15 protein-coding genes are annotated in these 19,684 nt (G+C 71.3%); 5 read left to right on the top strand and 10 right to left on the bottom strand.

What is annotated here, in order from left to right:
* Positions 1-34: 34 nt before the first annotated feature.
* Positions 35-736: a FadR/GntR family transcriptional regulator gene (locus ACIP79_RS12220; RefSeq protein ID WP_383686000.1), complete on the top strand. Its 702-nt coding sequence runs from the start codon at positions 35-37 to the stop codon at positions 734-736.
* Positions 737-945: 209 nt separating this feature from the next.
* Here the strand turns inward: ACIP79_RS12220 and ACIP79_RS12215 are convergent, their stop codons facing one another.
* The 6 genes from ACIP79_RS12215 to ACIP79_RS12190 form a co-directional block, all read right to left on the bottom strand.
* On the bottom strand, positions 946-3,963 hold the full coding sequence (locus tag ACIP79_RS12215) for an alpha-mannosidase (RefSeq protein WP_401222366.1): 3,018 nt from the start codon (positions 3,961-3,963) through the stop codon (positions 946-948).
* Positions 3,964-4,029: 66 nt separating this feature from the next.
* On the bottom strand, positions 4,030-6,036 hold the full coding sequence (locus ACIP79_RS12210) for an endo-beta-N-acetylglucosaminidase (protein ID WP_401222364.1): 2,007 nt from the start codon (positions 6,034-6,036) through the stop codon (positions 4,030-4,032).
* A 30-nt stretch (positions 6,037-6,066) separates the two neighbouring features.
* Complete coding sequence (locus ACIP79_RS12205) at positions 6,067-7,314, bottom strand: glycosyl hydrolase (protein ID WP_401222362.1); 1,248 nt, start codon at positions 7,312-7,314, stop codon at positions 6,067-6,069.
* Positions 7,315-7,427: 113 nt separating this feature from the next.
* Positions 7,428-8,339, bottom strand: coding sequence for a carbohydrate ABC transporter permease (locus ACIP79_RS12200; protein ID WP_401222360.1), 912 nt, complete (start codon positions 8,337-8,339; stop codon positions 7,428-7,430).
* Positions 8,336-9,325, bottom strand: coding sequence for a carbohydrate ABC transporter permease (locus tag ACIP79_RS12195; protein WP_401222358.1), 990 nt, complete (start codon positions 9,323-9,325; stop codon positions 8,336-8,338). The genes ACIP79_RS12200 and ACIP79_RS12195 overlap by 4 nt, the downstream gene beginning before the upstream one ends.
* Positions 9,326-9,330: 5 nt before the next feature.
* Positions 9,331-10,620, bottom strand: a complete 1,290-nt coding sequence (locus ACIP79_RS12190; protein WP_401222356.1) for an ABC transporter substrate-binding protein — start codon at positions 10,618-10,620, stop codon at positions 9,331-9,333.
* Positions 10,621-10,878: 258 nt separating this feature from the next.
* Here ACIP79_RS12190 and ACIP79_RS12185 point away from each other — a divergent pair, with 258 nt between their 5' ends.
* Both ACIP79_RS12185 and ACIP79_RS12180 read left to right on the top strand, forming a co-directional pair.
* Positions 10,879-11,922, top strand: coding sequence for a LacI family DNA-binding transcriptional regulator (locus ACIP79_RS12185; RefSeq protein ID WP_401222354.1), 1,044 nt, complete (start codon positions 10,879-10,881; stop codon positions 11,920-11,922).
* A 531-nt stretch (positions 11,923-12,453) separates the two neighbouring features.
* Complete coding sequence (locus ACIP79_RS12180; RefSeq protein ID WP_383687618.1) at positions 12,454-13,881, top strand: amidase; 1,428 nt, start codon at positions 12,454-12,456, stop codon at positions 13,879-13,881.
* Here ACIP79_RS12180 and ACIP79_RS12175 read toward each other — a convergent pair.
* Positions 13,862-14,344 (bottom strand): GNAT family N-acetyltransferase, encoded by a 483-nt coding sequence (locus ACIP79_RS12175; RefSeq protein WP_401222351.1) that lies wholly within the window; start codon positions 14,342-14,344, stop codon positions 13,862-13,864. The two genes, ACIP79_RS12180 and ACIP79_RS12175, sit on opposite strands and share 20 nt — an antisense overlap.
* A 104-nt stretch (positions 14,345-14,448) precedes the next feature.
* Positions 14,449-14,622: a hypothetical protein gene (locus ACIP79_RS12170; RefSeq protein WP_383687622.1), complete on the bottom strand. Its 174-nt coding sequence runs from the start codon at positions 14,620-14,622 to the stop codon at positions 14,449-14,451.
* A gap of 484 nt (positions 14,623-15,106) precedes the next feature.
* On the opposite strand from ACIP79_RS12170, the gene ACIP79_RS12165 reads away from it, so the two are divergent.
* Both ACIP79_RS12165 and ACIP79_RS12160 read left to right on the top strand, forming a co-directional pair.
* Positions 15,107-15,688: an inositol oxygenase family protein gene (locus ACIP79_RS12165; RefSeq protein ID WP_401222349.1), complete on the top strand. Its 582-nt coding sequence runs from the start codon at positions 15,107-15,109 to the stop codon at positions 15,686-15,688.
* Between the two features lie 66 nt (positions 15,689-15,754).
* Positions 15,755-16,561: an SDR family oxidoreductase gene (locus ACIP79_RS12160; RefSeq protein ID WP_401222347.1), complete on the top strand. Its 807-nt coding sequence runs from the start codon at positions 15,755-15,757 to the stop codon at positions 16,559-16,561.
* Between the two features lie 119 nt (positions 16,562-16,680).
* Here the strand turns inward: ACIP79_RS12160 and ACIP79_RS12155 are convergent, their stop codons facing one another.
* Positions 16,681-18,177 carry an SDR family NAD(P)-dependent oxidoreductase gene (locus tag ACIP79_RS12155; protein WP_401222345.1) on the bottom strand — a complete coding sequence of 499 codons (1,497 nt, stop codon included), beginning with the start codon at positions 18,175-18,177 and terminating at the stop codon, positions 16,681-16,683.
* A 136-nt stretch (positions 18,178-18,313) separates the two neighbouring features.
* Positions 18,314-19,657, bottom strand: a complete 1,344-nt coding sequence (locus tag ACIP79_RS12150; protein ID WP_401222343.1) for a wax ester/triacylglycerol synthase family O-acyltransferase — start codon at positions 19,655-19,657, stop codon at positions 18,314-18,316.
* Positions 19,658-19,684: the final 27 nt, after the last annotated feature.

The raw sequence follows: 19,684 nt of genomic DNA, 5'->3' as shown, positions 1-19,684 counted from the left end.
GACTGCGGCGCACCCGGCAACTGGAGGAAATCGCGTGGACGAGCCCGCCCCGCAGAAGGGCACCGTGACGCAGCGCGCCATCGACCGGATCAAGGAGATGATCCGCGAGGGCAGGCTGGAGCCGGGGCAGCGGCTTCCGACGGAGCGTGATCTCGCCGCCCAGATCGGCATCTCGCGCAGTTCGATGCGGGAGGCGATCCGCGCGCTCACCGTGCTCGGGGTCCTGGAGGCGCGGCACGGATCAGGTATCTACGTCACGCAGTTGGAGGCCGGGGACCTCCTGGAGACCTTCGGCGTGGTGGCCGATCTGTCCCGGGGTCCGCGCCTGGTCGAGCTGCTGGAGATCCGGCGGATCCTGGAGTCGACGGCGACCGCGCTGGCCGCCGCGCGGATCACCGAGGACCAGCTCGCCGACGTCGAGAAGCACCTGGCGGCGATGAACGCGACGGACGATCCCGAGGAGATCCTCGCGCATGACCTCGCCTTTCACCGCACCATCGCCGGTGCGGCCGGGAACGAGACGATGGCGGCCATCCTGGAGGGCCTCTCCTCCCGCACCTTCCGGGCCCGGGTCTGGCGCGGCTACCAGGAGGAGGGTGCCTTCGAGCGCACCCGGCGCGAGCACGCGGCGATCCACCGCGCTCTCGTCGCGCACGACCCGGAGGCGGCGAGGGCCGCGGCCGCCGCGCACGTGGGCGAGGTCGAGCAGTGGCTGCGGTCCCAGCTCACGCCGTAGTTAGGCCGGCCGGGGGTGGTTGTCTCCTGCGCTGGCGCTGGCACTGGCGCCGGATCCGCGAGGGCGAGGGCTTTCCACCCCCGCCGCAGCCAGAGGCGCCGGGGGTGGAAAGTCGCACGCTCACACCGCAGCCAGAACCGCCGGGAGCGGAGAGTCCCCGCTCCCGCAGGCCGGAGCCGCAGGCGCAGCCGCAGCCGGCGGGGAGCCGCTCAGGCCCGTGTCAGCCGTAGCGTCACCAGCTCGAAGGCTCGCAGCCGCAGGAGGAGACGGTCGCCGTCGCGTTCGGGCGCGGCGGTGTCCGCCAACGGGCGCTCCAGCAGGTCGGTCACCGTGACGCCGGCGAAGCCGAAGCCGGCCGTCAGCGTGGCGCGGGTACGGGCGCCGCGCGACTCGTGGAAGCGGACGACCACGTCGCCGCTGCCGTCGTCGGCCAGCTTGACCGCCGTGACGACGACGGCGTCCTGGTCGACGGCCACCAGCGGCGCGACCTCCCCCGCACCGGTCACGTGCCGCTCCGGGAGGTTGATCCGCCAGCCCTCGCGCACCGCGTCCCCGATCCCCGCGCCGGGCACCAGCGCGTGCCGGAAGCGGTGGACACCCTGGTCCGTCTCGGGGTCGGGGAAACGCGGGGCACGCAGCAGCGAGACGCGCACGGTGGTCGTCGTGCCGGAGTCGGTGTCCCGCACGGTCCGGGTCACGTCGTGGCCGTACGTCGAGTCGTTGACGAGGGAGACGCCCCAGCCGGGCTCCTCGATGTGCACGAACCGGTGGTTGCACGCCTCGAACTTGGCGGCCTCCCAACTGGTGTTGGTGTGCGTGGGCCGGTAGAAGTGCCCGAACTGCGTCTCGGACGCGTACCGTTCGGCGTGCACGTCGAGCGGGAAGGCGAGCTTGAGGAACTTCTCCGTCTCGTGCCAGTCGACCTCGGTGTCGATGCCGAGCCGCCGCTCCCCGGCCGCGAGCGACAGCACCTGGGTGACCCGCGACGCGCCGAAGGACCGTACGATCCGGACCGACACGCCGTCCTCACCGGGCACGACCTCGTCGGCGTCGACCAGGTCGGTGACCGTGTTGCGGTAGAACTCGTCGACGTCCCAGGCGTCCCACATGTTCGGGAAGTCGGGGTGCAGTTGGAGCAGGTTTGCGGCCTGGTCCGGCGCGATCGTCTCCCGGTCGGCCTCGATGTCGTACGCCGACACGACGAGGCCCCGTGCGTCGACGGCCACCCGCAGCAGCCCGTTGTCGAGGACGAATCCGCCCTCGGCGCGAGGAGCGAGCGCCGTGCTCCCCTCGATCGCCGCGGTCCGCGCGCCGCCCGCGGGGACGCCGTCGCGCTGGTGCGGAGCCGAGTTGAAGACGAGGGCGGCCGAGCCCTCGCCGGCCAGCGCGCGCTGAGCCGTGTCGATGATCCCGTCCAGCTCGGCGGCGAGGCGGTCGTAGGTGGCGCGTGCCTCGCGGTGCACCCAGGCGATGGAGGAGCCGGGCAGGATGTCGTGGAACTGGTGGAGCAGCACCGTCTTCCAGACGCGGTCCAGCTCCTCGTACGGATACGGGGCTCCGGTCCGTACGGTCGCGGTGGCCGCCCAGAGTTCGGCCTCGCGCAGGAGGTGTTCGCTGCGCCGGTTGCCCTGCTTGGTCTTCGCCTGGCTGGTGAGCGTGGCGCGGTGGAGTTCGAGGTACAGCTCACCGACCCAGACCGGGGCGTTGGGATACTCGGCCTCGGCCTTCTTGAAGAACTCCTCCGGGGTCTCCCACACCACCGTCGCGGAGCCTTCGAGACTGCGCAGCCTCGCCGCCTTGGCGATCATCTCGCGTGTCGTGCCGCCGCCCCCGTCGCCCCAGCCGGTGGGTGCGAGGGAGTGCCGGGCGACACCCTTGTCCTTGAAGTTGCGGGCGGCGTGGGCGATCTCGCTGCCCTTCATGGAGCAGTTGTAGGTGTCGACGGGCGGGAAGTGCGTGAAGATGCGGGTGCCGTCGATGCCCTCCCACTGGAAGGTGTGGTGCGGGAACTTGTTGGTCTGCGACCACGAGATCTTCTGCGTGAGCAGCCACTTGGAGCCCGCCGCCTTGATGATCTGCGGCAGTCCGGCGGCGAAGCCGAAGGTGTCGGGCAGCCAGGCCTCGTCGTTCTCGATGCCGAACTCGTCGAGGAAGAACCGCTTGCCGTGCACGAACTGACGGGCCATCGCCTCCGAGCCCGGCATGTTCGTGTCCGACTCGACCCACATGCCGCCCGCGGGCACGAACCGCCCGTCGGCGACGGCCTTCTTCACCTTCGCCCACACCTCGGGCCGGTGCTCCTTCACCCACGCCCACTGCTGGGCCTGCGACATGGCGAAGACGAAGTCCGGCTCGTCCTCGATGAGCGCGGTCATGTTGGAGGTCGTCCGGGCCACCTTGCGGACCGTCTCACGCAGCGGCCACAGCCACGCCGAGTCGATGTGCGCGTGCCCGATGGCGCTGATCCGGTGCGCGGAGGGCACGGCGGGCTCCGCCAGCACCCCGGCGAGCCGTGCACGCGCGGCCTCCGCGGTCGCGTTGACGTCCTGGAGGTCGACGGCGTCGAGGGCCCGCTCGACGGCCCGCAGGATGTCCCAGCGCCGGGAGGAGTCCACCGGCAGCTCGGCCATCAGCTCGCCGAGCACCTCCAGGTCCAGGACCAGCTGCCAGACGGTCTCGTCGAGGACGGCGAGGTCCATCCGCTCCAGCTTGTACTGCGGTTCGCTGCCCGCCGTCTCCTTGTCGCCCAGCCTGGTCGGCAGGAACGGGTGGTAGTCGAGGATGACCGGGTTGGAGGCCGCCTCGATGTGCAGCCGGACCTCCTCGCCGCCCTCGACGGGAGCGCCGATCCGCACCCACTGGTTGCGCGGGTTGAGGCCCTTCACCGGAGTCCCGTCGGACCGGTAGACGAGCCCTTCGCACTGGAAGCCGGGCATGTTCTCGTCGAAGCCGAGGTCGAGCAGTGCCTCGACGGTGCGGCCGGCCCACGCCTTAGGGACGGTGCCGGTGACGCGGAACCAACTGGTGCCCCACGGAGCGCCCCAGCGCGCGCCCACCTCGATCGGCTCCACCGCGGCGGCCAGGCCCTCGGCCACCGGAACCGGCTCTCCGGGCGCGTGCCACACCTCGACCTGAAGCGGTACGGACTCGGGGTAGACGGCGGGACGGATGCGTTCGTCGAGAACGCGCTTGAGACGGGCTTCGACCAGGGTGCGGTCGTCATGCATGTGAGTACTCCGTGGGGTGAGGGTGTTGCCTGCCACCAGGATTGACCTGCTACCAGGTGCGGCCTGCTACCAGGTGTGGGTGGTCGTGACGGGTATCGAGACGGTGAACAGCTCCCCCACCGCGCGCAGTTCGAACCGCGCGGCGGTCTCCCCCTGCTCGGCGGCCAGACCACCCGCGTAGAAGGCGCGCTGGCAGGTGCCGCCGAGGAAACGGCGGGTGCCGTCGGGGAGCGTCCGGTACAGCTCGTAGTGGCGCACCGGTCCCGGGGCCGCTTCCCAGGCGAAGCGCAGGCCTCCCCCGTCGGAGTCCGTGATCCGCAGGCCGGCGGGCGCGGCCGGGGTCACCACCGCGTCCCGGACGGCGAGCCCGCCGAGCCGCCAGCGCACCGGCCCGGTGGCGGCGGTGAGCCGGACGCCCAGCGCACGCACCTGGCCCGACAGTCCCGTCAGTCGCACCGTCGAGGTGCCCCAGCCGGCGCCCGTGCTCACGGGGAAGTACGTGTACGGGGGCGCCCCGCCCGCGGTGTCCGGCTCGGCGGTGGCGACGGCCAGTTCGACCCGCACGCTTCCGGAGACGGCACGATGGGTCAGCTCGACCACCGTGTCCGTGTCCGTGCCCAGTGGCAGCCGGGTCGCGTAGAGGTCCAGCGTGGTGGGGGCGTCGAGGGCGCCGTCGACGAGGACGCTGCTGCCGCCGCGCCAGGCGTCCGCGAAGTCGAAGGTGACGGCGGGGCGTTGACCGGTGGTACGGATGACCCAGCGGCGGGAGGGCAGCCGGTCCTGGAGACCGAGGTGGTTCCAGGCCGTCGCCGAGGTCGCCGTGCCGTCCTCGTACCACTTCAGGCCGTGGCCGGTGTTGAAGGAGCTGGCGAAGGGGACCGAGGTGACGGTCGAGCGGTCGGCCACGGAGAGCGCCGGTGCCCGCCAACTCGCCGTGGTGTCGGGCCTGGAAGGGTCGAGCGAGGCGCCGGTCCAGAAGAGGTCGTCGGCGGCGTGGAAGTCACCGGGCGTCCGGCTCGCCGGAAGGTGGTTGCGGGTCCACTCGGGCCGGTAGAAGCCGATGGAGGTGACGTGCGCCGTGGTGCTCGGCACGATCGCGTTCCAGTTGACCGACTTGCTCGTGCCGCTCGCCTCGACGTCGACACCGGCCCACAAGTCGTAGCGGCTGCGGCCGAGTTGCTGGGCCAGGGTGCCCGAGGAGGCGAGGCCGCTCTGCGACCAGCGGAAGTCGATGAACATCGAGTCGGCGGCCTGGAAGAACGTCTGGTTCTGGCTGTTCAACGCGCCCTGCCAGCTCACCGAGCCGCCCACGGTCATCGAGTCGTACCAGGTGACGCGCTGCCCCTTGGCCGTGCCCAGCGCCTTGAGTTCCTTGAGGAAGCCGAGCATGTCGGCGGCGAGCGCCGCGTTGCCGCCGCTCGTCTCGGCGTTCACGAACCAGCCGTCGAAGCCGTATGCGTCGGCCACGGCGACGAGTTGGGCGGCCAGCGGGTAGTGCCCGGCGGAGTCCTTCTGGACCAGGTCGCGGGTCCACTGGAGCTGTCCCCCGTAGGCGGCCGGCGGCAGGAAGACGTTGCCGAGTACCGGAACGCCGTGGCGGTGGGCCGCGTCGACGATCGGCGCGTTCGGGGCGAGGATCAGGCCCTCGCCCGACGAGCCGCCCCAGAAGACGAGTTCGTCGACGTACGCCCAGTGGGTGAGCGCGTAGTAGTCGGCGGAGGCCGCGCCCTGCGAGGGGTTGCCCGCCGTGGGGCCGAAGGAGACGAGGGACTGGACACGGGCCTGGCCGCTGCGGGCTGTCGCGTTCGCCGGGGTCGGTGTGAACCGCGCGGCGAGCGGCACGGACGCGGCGTTGAACGCGAGGTCGGCGTCGTCGTCGGCGCTCCAGCTCTTCAGGGCGCGCCAGGTGATGCCGGTACCGGGGGTGCCCGAAGGCAGCGAGTCGGGATACCAGTAGGAGGCGTACGGCTGGAGGTCGCGCGCCGCTGCCGCCGCCGTACCGGAGAGGCCGGGGAGGAGCCCGGCGGCGGCGCCGGCTCCGGCGAGCAGGACGGTGCGTCTGTTGAGGCTCACTGTGTGCTCCGTGTGGTCGTGGGGGACGGGCTACTCGGTGACCTGATCAGGTGTGACGACTTCGGTGATGCCACGGGCCGCGAGGTGTTCCCTGTCGTCGGCGCGGCTCGCGAGAACGGTGGTGGGGCGGGCCCCGTCGGCGGTCAGCCGGGCGAAGGCCTCGAAGACCTGCCCACCCGGGGCGCAGACGGAACGGCCTGGCGTGATGTCGACCACCAGGGCCGTGGTCCGGGGCGCGGGAGGTGCGTAGGGACCGCCGGGGTCGCGCTGTTCCTCGATGACCCGCGCGATCGTGCGACCCGCGGGCTTGGTCTTCCCGTCGTTGGTCAACAGGCCGAGGCTGTACTCGAGTTCGGGGAAGTCGGCGAGGTCGCGGCTCACGTCGTGCGAGCACCACCAGGTGATGCCCCACAGGTCGGGGCAGTCGAGGGCGTTCGCGACGGTCGCCTCGGTGAACGCGGCCGCGTGCTCCGCCGGGATCAGCGGGGCGGGCGCGCCCACCTCCTGGAGCCACACCGGGCGGCGCGGATCGTCGGCCCACGCCTTGGAGAGCTCGATGAGGTACGCGGAGTGGTGTTCGGTGGCGACGCCCGTACGGCCGTGGCGCTGGGCCGTGCCGTTGAACACCCAGGAGTGCACGGCCGTGACCGCGCCGAGCCGTGCCGAGTGCTCGGGCGTGAACGGCTGGTCGTCCTGGTACCAGGCGGCGTCGTAGGAGGCGTGCAGATGCAGCTTGCCCGGTGCGCCCTCCTCGCAGGCGGCGAGCAGCCGCCGCAGCCAGGCCTCGGCCTGCCCTGGCGTGATGCGGTCCGGGTCGGGATGCGGGCCCGCCGCGAACTGGTTGACCTCGTTGCCGATCGTCATGCCGATGAAGTTGGGCCGGTCGGCGAGCGCCGCGGCGAGCACCCGGAGGTAGTCGGCCTCGCCCTCGACCACTTCCGGGTCGGTGAAGATGTTCCGCCTGTGCCAGGTCTGGGTCCAGGCGGGCAGGAAGTCGAAGCTGGAGAGGTGTCCCTGGAGCCCGTCGACGTTGACGTCGAGTCCGCGTTCGGCGGCGGCGTCGGCGAGCGCGAGGAGTTGCTCCACGGCACGTGGGCGGATCAGGGTGCGGTTGGGCTGGAAGTAGGGCCAGAGCGGGAAGACCCGGATGTGGTCGAGACCGAGTTCGGCTATCGAGTCCAGATCGGCCCGTACGGCGTCGAGGTCGAAGTCGAGCCAGTGGTGGAACCACCCCTGGCTCGGGGTGTAGTTGACGCCGAAGCGCACGACAGCAGGCATGCGGGATCCTTGCGAGGCGAAGAGGGGTACGGAGCGGCGGCCCATGACGGTACGGTCGGCCCTTGACGAAGCGGGTCAGCCCTGGGGCAAGCGGTCAACCCTGGAGGAAGCGGTCAGCCCTTGACCGCGCCCTCGCCGACCCCGCGGAAGAAGTACCGCTGGAGGCAGGCGAAGAGGACGATCAGCGGCGCCACGGCGATGATCGTGCCCGCGGCGACGAGCCGTTCGTCGTTGGCGAAGGTGCCGTGCAGATAGTTGAGTCCGATGGTCAGCGTGAACTTCGACGGATCGCTGAGCACGATGAGCGGCCACAGGAAGTCGTCCCAGGCGCCCATGAAGGCGAAGATCGCGACGACGGCGAGGGTTCCCTTCACCGAGGGCAGCGCGATCCGCAGGAACCGCTGCCAGGCGTTCGCCCCGTCGACGAAGGCCGCCTCCTCGATCTCGTAGGGCAGGTTGAGGAAGGCGTTGCGCATCAGCAGGACGTTCATGGCGCTGACGCAGGCGGGCAGCACCACCCCGATGAGGGTGTTGTTCAGGCCGAGCTCACGCATGGTGGTGAACTGGGCGATGATGATGCTCTCGACCGGGACCAGCATCGCCAGGATGAAGACGAGGGTGGCGACCCGCCGGCCCCGGTAGCGCATCCGGGCCAGGGCGTATCCCGCCAAGGCCGAACCGACGCAGTTCGTCACGACGTTGGCGCCCGCGACCTTCAGTGAGTTGAACGCGTAGTCCCAGACCGGGATGGTCTCGGCGACCCGGTCGTAGTTGTGGAGTGTCGGGTGGCTCGGCAGGAACTTGGGCGTCGAGCTGTAGATGTCCTCGGTCGGGCCCTTGAGCGAGGTGGACAGCTGCCACAGGAAGGGCCCGACGGTGAGGGCGAGTACGGCGGTCAACAGCAGGTAGCGCAGGGCGAGTTCCCAGGCTCGTACCCGCCTGCCGTCCTCGTCGGTGATCCGGCGACGGGGCCGCTTCACCGGCGCGGGCCGCTCGGTGGGATGTATCTTCTCCAGCACGCTCACGTGTCCTCCTTCCGGTCGGCGCGCAGCACCAGCAGCATCAGGGCGACGGTGACGACGAAGACGACGACCGAGATGGCGGAGGCGTAGCCGACCCGGCCGGTCAGTCCGGTGCCGGTGCGCTGGACGAGCATGACGAGGGTGGTGTCCTCGCCGGCCGGGCCGCCGTCGGGACCGGCCATCAGATAGACCTCGGAGAACACCTTGAACGCGGCCACCGAGGACAGCGCGCCGACCAGCACCATCGTGGAGCGGACGGCGGGCACGGTCACCGTGAAGAAGCGCCGTACCGCGCCCGCGCCGTCGACCGCGGCGGCCTCGTGCAGTTCGCGCGGCACGTTGGCGAGTGCGGCCAAGTAAATGATCATGTAGTAGCCGAGGCCCTTCCAGACCGTGACGGTCATGGCGCTCAGCAACAGCAGCCACTGGTCACTGAGGAAGCCGACCCTGCCGACCCCGATCGTCTCCAACAGCGAGTTGACCAGGCCGCGTTCGTCCAGCAGCCACACCCAGATGAGCCCGACCACCACGATCGACGCGACCACCGGGGTGTAGAACGCCGACCGGAAGAAGGCGATGCCCGGGATGTTCTTCTGGACCAGCATGGCGAGCAGCAGCGGCAGCAGGACGAGCGCGGGGACGACCCCGAGGACGTACAGCGTGCTGTTGCGCAGCCCGATCCAGAACATGTCGTCGTGCAGCAGTTCCCGGAAGTTGGCCAGGCCCACGAACTCGCCGGGGATCAGGGTGCGGCGGTCGGTGAAGGAGTTGACCACCGTGGAGACGAACGGATACAGGATGAAGACGCCGATGACCAGCAGCCCGGGGGCGGCGAACAGCCAGGGGCTCGTGGGCAGTTGGCGCCGCACACCCCGTGGCCGCCCCGGCCGCGCGGGACGCCAGGACCGCGCGGGACGCCGCGACCGCTCAGAGCGCCCCGCCCGCGTACCGTGCCGGACTCCGTCGGAGACGGTGGAAGAGCTCGCCATGTCGGTCAACCCTGCTGCTGGAGAAGCCGGTCGCAGGCCTTGACAGCGTTGTCAAGAGCTTCCTTGGGACTCTCCTTGCCCTGGAGGGCCTTGGCCACCTCGTTGCGCAGCTCGGTCTTCATCTGCTCGCTGAACAGGACCGGCGTGTAGTTGACCGCGTTCTTCAGGGACTTGGCGGCCGCCACGCGTACCCGCGTCACGTCCGTGCCGTCCTCCTTGGTGAAGTACGGGTCGTCCAGGGAGCCCGCGGTGCTCGGGAAGATGGCGACCTGCTTCGCGAACGACATCTGGTTCCGCGCGTCGGTGACGAAGTGCGCGAAGGCGACCGCGGCCGGGGTGTGCTTGGTCTGCGAGTTGACCATCACGCCCATCACGTACATGTTCACCTTGCCGGTGCTGGTGATCTGGTCCGTGATGCCGATGTTCTTGTAGAGGTTCGGCGCCTGCTTCTTGAAGTTCTCCAGGTCCAGGGCGCTGCCGGGGTTCATGGCGACGGCTCCGGTGAGGAACTTCTTGCCGGACGACTCGGGGGTCGCGGTGAGCGCCTGCGTGTCCAGCGCCTTGGCGTCGTACAACTCCTTGTACTTGGTGAGGAGTTCGATGCCCTTGGCGTCGTTGAAGGCGAAGGCGGTGCCTTCCTCGTTCATCAGCTCGACGCCGTAGCGGCCGAAGTCCTCGATGGTGGGCACGTTGGCGAGCGTGGCCACCTTGCCGTCGGTCTTCTCGGCCAGCTCCAGTGCGCTGCCGAAGAGTTCGTCGTACGTCGTCGGGGGCTTGGCGGGGTCGAGCCCGGCCTCCTCGAAGAGCGACTTGTTGTAGAAGAGCGGGCCGGTGTTGAGGTACCAGGGGAAGGCGTAGGTTCCGGTCATGCCCGGTATCTGGTGGCTGGCCCAGGCGCCCTCCAGGTACTCCTTCTTGTATTTCGAGGCGGCCTTGTCCAGGTCGAGCGCGAACCCGGCCTTGGCGAGCGGCGCGACGAGGTCCGGCGAGACGTTCACGACGTCGGACAGGGTGCCGCCGGCCGCGTCCGCGCTGATCTTGTCGGCGTATCCCTCGGCCGGCTGGTCGATCCACTTCACGTGCGTGTCCGGGTACTTCTTCTCGAAGTCGGCGATCACGCCCTCGAAGTAGGGCTTGAAGTTGGCCTGGAGGTTCCAGGTCTGGAAGGTGATGTCCCCCTCGACCTTGCCGGAGGCGTCCGTGGAGCCGCTTCCACCGTCCCCGGAACCGCAGGCGCTCAGCGGCAGGACGAAGGCGATGGCGGCGGCGGCGAGTGCTCTGCGAGGTGTGCGCACGGTGACCGGGCTCCTTTGCACCAGGTTGGCGATTGGTACCGGGGCAGACTTTGCGGGCAACTCGCGGCGCAAGTCAATGGATTAGCACCGACTAAAGTCTTTAGTGACACAACATGCCAGGTCAACGGCGCACAACCAGCCTCTTGCAATCGATCACTAAAGCGCTTTAGATTGCATCAGCTCAAGCGCATTAGTACGCGGCACCGGATGACGTCGCCGAGACGTCCGAAACGGGTCTCGAAAGAACGGGGAGCAGGGTTGCCAGCCAAGCGGTCTCCCGCGCGCAGGCCGACGATGAAGGACATCGCGCGCCGCGCCGGAGTCTCCGAGAGCGCGGTCTCCTTCGCGCTCAACGACCGGCCGGGGGTCTCCGAGATCACCCGCGACCGGGTGCGCCGGGTCGCCGAGCAGCTGGGCTGGCGGCCGAGTACGGCGGCCCGCGCGCTGTCCGGGGAGGGCGCGGCCACGGTCGGCTTCGTACTGGCCCGGCCGGCGGACACCCTGGGTGTGGACTCCTTCTTCCTCCAGCTCGTCTCCGGCATCCAGGAGGTGCTGGCGGAGCGCCATCTCAGCCTGCTCTTCCAGGTGGTGGAGGACGTGGCCGCCGAGTGCGCGGTCTACCGGCGCTGGTGGGCCGAGCACCGGGTGGACGGAGTGCTGGTCGTCGACCCGCGCGTCGACGATCCGCGCCCGGACCTCCTCGACGAACTCGGCCTGCCCGCCGTGGTCATCGGCGGCGTGCCGGACGCCAGGCACCCGGGGCTGTCCACCGTGTGGGCCGACGACGCCGCCGCGATGGCCGCGGTGGTGGACGAGCTGTACGCGCTCGGACACCGCCGGATCGTGCACATCGCCGGGCTTCCCGGGCTCGCCCACACCGAGCGCCGGATCCGTACGCTGCGCGCCGAGGCCGAGCGCCGGGGGCTCACGGAGGTCCGCTCGGTGCCCACGGACTACTCGGACGCGGAGAGCGCGGCCGTCACCCATCGCGTCCTGGAGAGCGGCATGCCGCCGACCGCCCTGGTCTACGACAACGACGTGATGGCCGTCGCCGGAGTGGCCGCCGCCGCGGAGCTCGGTTTCGCGGTGCCCGGCGACGTCTCGGTCGTGGCCTGGGAGGACTCCGCGCTCTGCCGCATGGTCAAGCCCTGGCTCTCGGCCCTCTCCCGGGACACCGTGGAGTTCGGCCGCACGGCCGCGCGGGAACTCACCGCGCTCCTGGACGGCGGCCCGGCCCGTACGGTGCAGGTGCCGGTGCCCCGGCTGATCGAGCGGGACAGCACGGGGCCCCGGCGATCGTGAACGGGCCCCGGGCGGACGTCGGTTGCGACCGTCCGTACCCACCCGGTCGCGGACGCCGACACGTACCGCGCCTGTCCGCCGGGGTCCAGGCGCGGCACGCTCGCGGGCTCGACGGCGTGGGCGCCCGGCACGTCGACGCCGACCGACGTCCGGTCTCCGTCGAGGACGGCGAGGACGGCGAGGGTACCGGCGTAGATGACAGTGGCCTCCACGCTCTGTCCGCCGGGGACCTCCAGGAGGTGGAGTGCGCCGTCCCGCCCGGCCAACGGCCCTCCGTGGGTGGCCGGCTGGAGGAACAGGGCCGAGAGGCAACCCCCCTGGGCAGTTCGACGCGCCGGCCGAGAGCGACCACGTTGTTCCTGGCGCCCGCCTCGGCCTACGGGAAACCGACGGGAAGGCGAAGACGACGCCGTCCACGCGGACCCGCGGGAGTACTGTCCGCCGAGTTCCAAGACCACCGCCTCTCGACGAAACCGCCCTCTGCGGGCAGAGTGCACCTCGTACTACTCATCGGTACGCAAGGGAGTGCCCGTGACCACCTGGGTCGGCCGGACCGCCGCCGAGATCGCCGCAGCCGTACGCGAGAAGCGGGTGACCCCGCGGGAGGTGGTGGCCGAACACCTCGCCCGGATCGAGCTGCTCGACAGCCGTGTCGGCGCCTTCCGCACGGTGCGGGCGGAGGCCGCCCTCGCCGAGGCCGACGAGCTCGCCACACGGGATCTCACCGGCCTGCCCCTCGCCGGTGTGCCGGTGGCCGTGAAGGACAACCTCCCGGTGCGCGGCGAGTCCAACCGCAACGGGTCGGCCGCCACCCCGGACACACCCGCCGACCACGACCATGTCACCGTGGCGCGGCTCCGCGCGGCCGGCGCGGTGGTGGTGGGCCTGACGAACGTGCCCGAGCTCTGCGTCTTCGGTACCACCGACGGTGTGCACGGCATCGCGCGCAATCCGTGGGACCTCTCACGCACGGCCGGCGGCTCCTCGGGCGGCAGCGCCGCCGCGGTCGCCGCCGGGATGGTGCCGATCGCGCTCGGCAACGACGGCATGGGGTCGCTGCGCATACCGGCCGCCAACTGCGGCCTGGTCGCGCTGAAGCCGGGCCACGGCACGGTCCCGGCGGGCATCGGTCACGGCGACTGGTTCGGCATGTCGGAGAACGGACCGCTCGCGACCACCGTCGGGGACGCGCGCCTGATGCTGGAGGTACTGGCGGGCACAGAGACCGCCGGCCCGGAGGCGGCCGGAGGGGCGGAGGGGACGGGGACGGCGGCGGGGACCGCGACGGAGGCGGGTACGGGCGAGGCCAGGCCGTCCCTCAGGATCGCCCTCTCCGTGGCGAGCCCGCTGCTCGGCGTGCTGGTCACCCCTCCCTACAAGTCAGCCGCCCGGGAGGCGGCGGGAGTGCTGGCCGTGGCGGGCCACCAGGTACGGCCGGCCAACCCGCCCTACCCCCTCTGGCTGAGTACGACCTCGCTCGCACACTGGACCGCGGGCACCTCCGTGGACGCCGCGGAGCTCGACACCCGACTGCTGACCCGGCGGACCCGCGTACACGCGGCGGTGGGGCGGCGGTTCGTCAACGGCGTCCGCAAGGGGCGCCGTCGGGAGCGGTTGCGCGAGCGGATGGAGCCGTTCTTCGCCGACCACGACGTGCTGATCACGCCCGCACTCGCCCGGCGGGGTCCCGCCGCCGTGGCCTGGCACGAGCGGGGCTGGCTGCGCAATCTGCTGGCCAGCACGAACTACTCGCCGATGACCCCGCCGTGGAACCTCACCGGCTGGCCGGCGATGTCGGTGCCCTTCGGCACCCTGCCCGGCGGCGCCCCCACCGCCGTACAACTGGTCGGGCGTCCCGGTTCCGAGCTCGAACTCCTCGCCCTGGCGGAGCAGTTGGAGGAGCTGCGCCCGTGGCGTCGTACGGCACCGCTGGATCGGGTCACAGCGCCCGGTACATGATGTGCAGCCCCACCCGTCCGTGCCGGGGGTGTTCATAGGCGTCCGGCACGGTTCCCAGGACGGTGAAGCCGAGTGAGGTCCACAGCCCGACGGCCGGGTTGGTGGCGACGACGGCGTTGAACACCATGCCCCGGTAGCCGTCCGCCCTGGCCGCCGCGAGGACGTGCTCGGCGAGGGCGCGGCCGATGCCGCGTCCGCCCCGGTCGGGGTCGACCATGAACCCGGCGTTGGCGATCCGGTCGGCGGGGCCGCCGTAGTTGGGGGTGACGAAGGCCGAGCCGACGACGGCTCCGGCCGCGTCCTCGGCGACGTACACACGCTTGCCCGGGGTCATCCAGAGGGCGCGGGCCGCCTCGTCGGAGGTGTCCGGATCCCAGGTGTAGGTCTCGCCGGCGGCGACGATCCGGTGCCAGAAAGGCCAGATCCGCGGCCAGTCGTCGGCCACGGCTTCTCTGATCAGCATGGGCGTGAGTCTGGCACGCCCATGCCGTCAGGTTTCGCGATGGATCCTGCCGTCAGGTCTCGCGACGGATCCCGCCAGGAGGATCGCGATCGGTTCTGCCAGGGTCAGTCGACGCTGGGCAGGATGTGCGGCTCGGCGAGGTCGTCCTCGTAACCCGCGAGGCGGATCGGGGCCGACCTGGCCCACACGTCGAGGCTGCCGAGCTTCTTCTCGGGCCTACGGCCCGTGCCCTCCGAGAGTTCCTGGGGGCGTTGATCGCGATTCTTCTCCGGTGTCACCGCGCACTCCTTATGTGTCGGGTCACCCTCGGGACGCACAAGGCCGGTCGACCGCCGGTCGCCTGACGTCCGCTCGGGTATGAGTCGAAGGCAGTTAGGGACGCGGTGGCGCCGGTAACTCGTGTGAGAGCAGGCCGTGGTGACCGGCTTGTCCCAGGACGGACCGTGGGTGTGGGTTGAACCCCGTGTAGCTGTCCGTCCGGTACAGAGTAACCAAATGAGCGGGTGCCCGCTCTATGGGGCTGAAAACACGAGGTAACCGTCTCGTCTCATTCCGCCCCCACCAGGCCCCGATCTGCGGCGATTTGAAACATTACACCCTCTTTGCCGCCACCCATTCGGCTCAATACCGCCGGTAGGGCCGCCGGCCACCGTCCTGGTCACCACGGAAACCGGGCGCCGTTCAGATCCCGTTGGCCCCTTCGCAAGGAGGCCATGATCTGCTGAGTCCCGGCAACGGCTTTTCTCGCGGGAGGACCGACGCATGGAGCTGCGCAGCGTCGAGGAGCTGATGGATCTGCTGCACGCCTGCCGAGGCGCCTGGGACACCTCGGACCGCAGCGGCGACCCGGTCGATATCCACGATCACGCCCTCCAGACCGCCGCGCTCCTGCGCCGCGGCCATCCGGCGGACAAGGAGCTCCAGGTGGCGGGCCTGGTGCACGACATCGGGCACCTGATCAGTCCGGGCGACGACGCCGGTCACGCCGACCTCGCGGCCGACGCGGTGCGGCCACTGCTCGGCGAGCGGGTCTCCCGGCTCGTCCAGCTGCATGTGGCGGCGAAACGCTATCTGGCCACCACCGCGCCGGGCCGCGGACTGTCCGCGCAGAGCGCGCTGACCCTGACCGCCCAGGGCGGAGCGATGACGCCCTTCGAGGCCGCCTCCTTCGAACGGGATCCGCTCGCCGAGGACGCGGTCACCCTGCGGCAGGCGGACGACGCGGGCAAGGTCGTCGGCCTCGACGCCGGCGTCATGGAGGACTGGCGTACGGTCCTGGAGCTCGTGGCGGCACAGCACTCGGCGCCCGGCACCCGGAACCGGCCGTCGGCCCGGGGCCACTGACCGGTCGACGAAGGAACCTCCCGACGGGGCCTGTCGACTGACGGACCGTCATGAGACGGTACGTCGATGACGTCGTCGTACGGTCTCCGGGGCAGGGCCGCCATCGTCACCGGAGCCTCCCGCGGGATCGGCCTGGCCATCGCGGAGGAGCTCGCCGGAGCGGGGGCACGGGTGTGCGTGACCGCCCGGGACGCGGAGGCGGTGGCCCTGGCCGCCACGCGGCTCGGCGGCGTCGGGCTGGCGGGGTCGGTCGCCGACCCCGACCATCTGCGCCGGCTGACCGCGCTGGCGCTGCGGGAGTTCGGCCGGATCGACGTCGTGGTGAACAACGCGGCGGTCAACGAGCCGTACGGGCCGCTCATGGACGCCGACCCGGACCGCTGGCGCGAGGCGTTCACGGTCAACGTCGAGGCGCCCCTGCGGCTGGTGCGCTGTGCCTGGCGGGCGTGGATGAGCGAGCACGGCGGCAGCGTCGTGAACATCTGCACGGAGGGCGCCGCCCACGTCGGCCCCAACGTGGGCGCCTACTCCACCAGCAAAGCCGCTCTGCTGCACGTCACCCAGCAGCTCGCGGGCGAGCTGGCGCCGGGGGTGCGGGTCAACTCCGTCTCCCCCGGTCTCGTGCGGACGGAGATGGCCCGCTTCGTGTGGGAGGGCGCCGAGGACGAGCTGGGCGCCGGTCTCCCACTGGGCCGTATCGGGCGGCCTGAGGACATCGCGCGGGCGGTGACCTGGCTGGCCTCGGACGCGGCGGGCTGGATCACCGGCGCCGACCTGCTGGTCGACGGGGGCACCCGGGTGCGGGCCGCCTACCCCGGCTCCGTCGGCCACGCGGTGCACGAGCGCCTGAGGTCACGGACGCCCGGCCTGTAGGGAACAAGGGCCCTGCCGGGACACGGGGTCCCGGCAGAACGGACGGTCCCGGTAGAAGAGACGGTCCAGGCCGGACACAGGATCCGGCCGCGGGGCACGCGTGCGGAACCGGCGTCAGGTCACCACTTGCCGGGCGCGTAGTCCTTCATGAACACGCCGAACAGGTCCTCGCCCTGCTCACCGCGCACGATCGGGTCGTACACGCGGGCGGCTCCGTCGATGAGGTCGAGCGGCGCGTGGAAGCCGGCGTCGGCGAGGCGCATCTTGTCGGGGTGCGGGCGCTCGTCGGTGATCCAGCCGGTGTCGACGGCGGTCATCAGGATGCGGTCCTTCTCGAACATCTCCTGGGCGCTGGTGCGCGTGAGCATGTTCAGGGCGGCCTTCGCCATGTTGGTGTGCGGGTGCCCGGCGCCCTTGTAGCCGCGGTTGAAGACACCCTCCATGGCGGAGACGTTCACGATGTACGTGCGGTTCGCCTCGGCGGCGGACATCGCCGCGCGCAGCCTGCTGATGAGGATGAAGGGCGCCGTGGAGTTGCAGAGCTGGACCTCCAGAAGCTCGACCGGCGTGACCTCCTCGACGGACTGGATCCAGCTGTTGGTGTCGTGCAGGTCGGGGACGAGCCCGCCCGCGTCGATCGCCGTACCGGCCGCGATCCGATCCAGGGACGCGGATCCGGACACCAGCGCGAGGTCGGTGACCTCCTTCGCGGTCAGCGCGCCGCCCCCGGCGACCGGGAGGGCGGCCACGGCACCGGAGCCGAAGGTGCCGATCACCTCGGCGGGCGGCAGCTCACCGCTGGGCAGCGGGCCCGACTCGGCGGCGAGCAGCTCGCTGTAGGCGCCCGGTGAGCGGCGTACGGTCTGGGCCGCGTTGTTGATCAGGATGTCGAGGGGTCCCTCGGCGGCCACCGACTCGGCGAGCGCGACGACCTGGGCGGGGTCGCGCAGGTCGATCCCGACGATCTTCAGCCGGCCGATCCACTCGTCGCTGTCGGGCATGGCCTTGAAGCGGCGGATCGCGTCGTTCGGGAAGCGGGTGGTGATGGTGGTGTGCGCGCCGTCCCGCAGGAGCCGCAGCGCGATGTACATGCCGATCTTGGCGCGGCCGCCGGTGAGGAGGGCGCGCTTGCCGGTGAGGTCGGTGCGGGCCTCGCGGCGGGACCGGTTCTCTGCCGCGCACTCCTGGCAGAGCTGGTGGTAGAAGTAGTCGACCTCGACGTACCGCTTCTTGCAGATGTAGCAGGAGCGCGGGCGCTGGAGTATCCCCGCGATCTCACCGGCGTCGGTGACGGACGAGGGCAGGATGCCCTCGGTCTCGTCGTCGATGCGCTGGGCGGAGCCGGTGGCGGTGGACTCGGTGACCGCCTTGTCGTGGGCGGTCTTGGCGGCCCGGCGGTCCTGGCGGCGGCGCTGCTTGACCGTGCGGTAGACGCCGGCCGTGGCGCGGCGGACGGCGATCGCGTCGGGGTGGTCGACGTCGATCCTGTCGAGCTCGTCCAGCACGCTGAGGCAGACGGCGAGCCGTTCCGGGTCGATGCCGGGCCCGTACGACACCTCCGTGACCTCTGCCGTGTCCACGGCGGGGGTCGCCGGGCTGTCCTCTGTCACCGTCATCGCTGTTGCCGTTCCTCGGGTTCCGCGCCGCGCTCGAACCGCGTTCGCTTTCGAAGGCGGAATTTTACGGAGCAATGCGCGTGGCACCAAACCCGAGATGATCACCGGCCTCTCCGAGGGGGCGCGGGCCGCCTTCTCAGGAGTCGCAGGCGACGTTCAGCGCCGCCACCTCCTCGGACAGCGCGCGGGCCAGCACATCGAGGTCCGGCACGGCCTGCGCGTCGGCCACCAGCCCGTAGTGGACCTGTCCGCGGTACGTCGAGACGGCCACGGCGAGGGCCTGGCCGCGGGCCAGCGGGGCGAAGGGGAACACCTCGGTGAGCGGGCAGCCGCCGAGCTTCAGGCCGAGGCTGGGCAGCGGCACGCTGGTGACCAGGACGTCGAAGAGCAGCCGGGCCGCCTGGCTGACGACGGGGCCGCTGACGCGGTGCCCGAGCGGTGGCACGTGCTCGGCGAGCAGCGCGACGGCGCCGGCTCCCCGGTTGGGCCCGGCGTCCTTGTTGCGGTCCATGGCCGTGCGGACACTGCGCAGCCGTTCCAGCGGGTCGGGGTCGTCGACCGGAAGCCGTATCACGTAGCCGGAGAGCCGGTTGCCCTGCGGGTGGGCGGTCCGCGGGCGGCGTTTCGAGACGGGGATGAGGGCTCGCGGGGTGACGCCCTCGCTGCCGTCGCCGCGCTCGTCGAGCCAGCGGCGCAGGGCGCCCGCGACGACGGCGATCAGTACGTCGTTGACGGTGCCGCCGACGGTCTTGCGGACACGGTGCACGTCGTCGAGGTCGATGACCACGCCCGCGGTGCGGCGGGTGCCGGTGGGCCGCGAGGTGAGGGCGGGGGTGGACCGGACGCCCAGGTTCGACAGGGCGACCGAGGCGCCGATGTCGAGGGCCCGGCCCACCTCGGAGAGCGTGTCGCGGACCAGGCCCGGAAGCCTGCGGACGTCCGGGAGGAGTGCCCGGGGCGGCTCGGCGGGGCGCGGGCGGGGCTCCGGGAGGTCCATCGGGTCCATGATCGCGGCGGCGAGCATCAGGGCGCGCAGACCGTCGGCGAGCGCGTGGTGGAACTTGAACAGCACGGCGAAGGACACCCCGTCCTCGCCGGGCAGCACATGCGCCTCCCACGGCGGCCTGCCGCGCTCCAGCGGGCGTTCCATGAGCCGGCCGGCCTCCGCGTGGAAGTCGCCGGTCGGCGCGTGCAGTGTCACGTGGTCGAGCGGCTCGAAGTCGGGGGCGGGCTCACGGGCGGCGCCGCCGAAGGCCGGGGGGAAGCTGCGCGGGAAGGCCAGCGGCTTCCACACGTCGCGGATCCGCATGCGCAGCCCGGGGACTCCGGCCGCGCGGGCCGCGAGGAGGTCCGCGGCGTGCGCGCCCGCGGTGGGTGAGTGGGCCGCGAAGACCCCGAGGGCACCGAGGTGCATGGGGTGCTGGGCGGACTCGATGTTCCAGAACGCCAGGTCGAGTGGTGCGAGCAGATCGGAGGTCAAAGAATCGCTCTCGCGTCGACGACGGGT

This window comes from Streptomyces sp. NPDC088747 (assembly GCF_044751025.1).
In the GTDB taxonomy this organism is placed as follows: Bacteria; Actinomycetota; Actinomycetes; order Streptomycetales; family Streptomycetaceae; genus Streptomyces.
The sequence above is the reverse complement of the archived record's forward strand: the minus strand, read 5'-3'. Positions and strand labels throughout refer to the sequence as shown.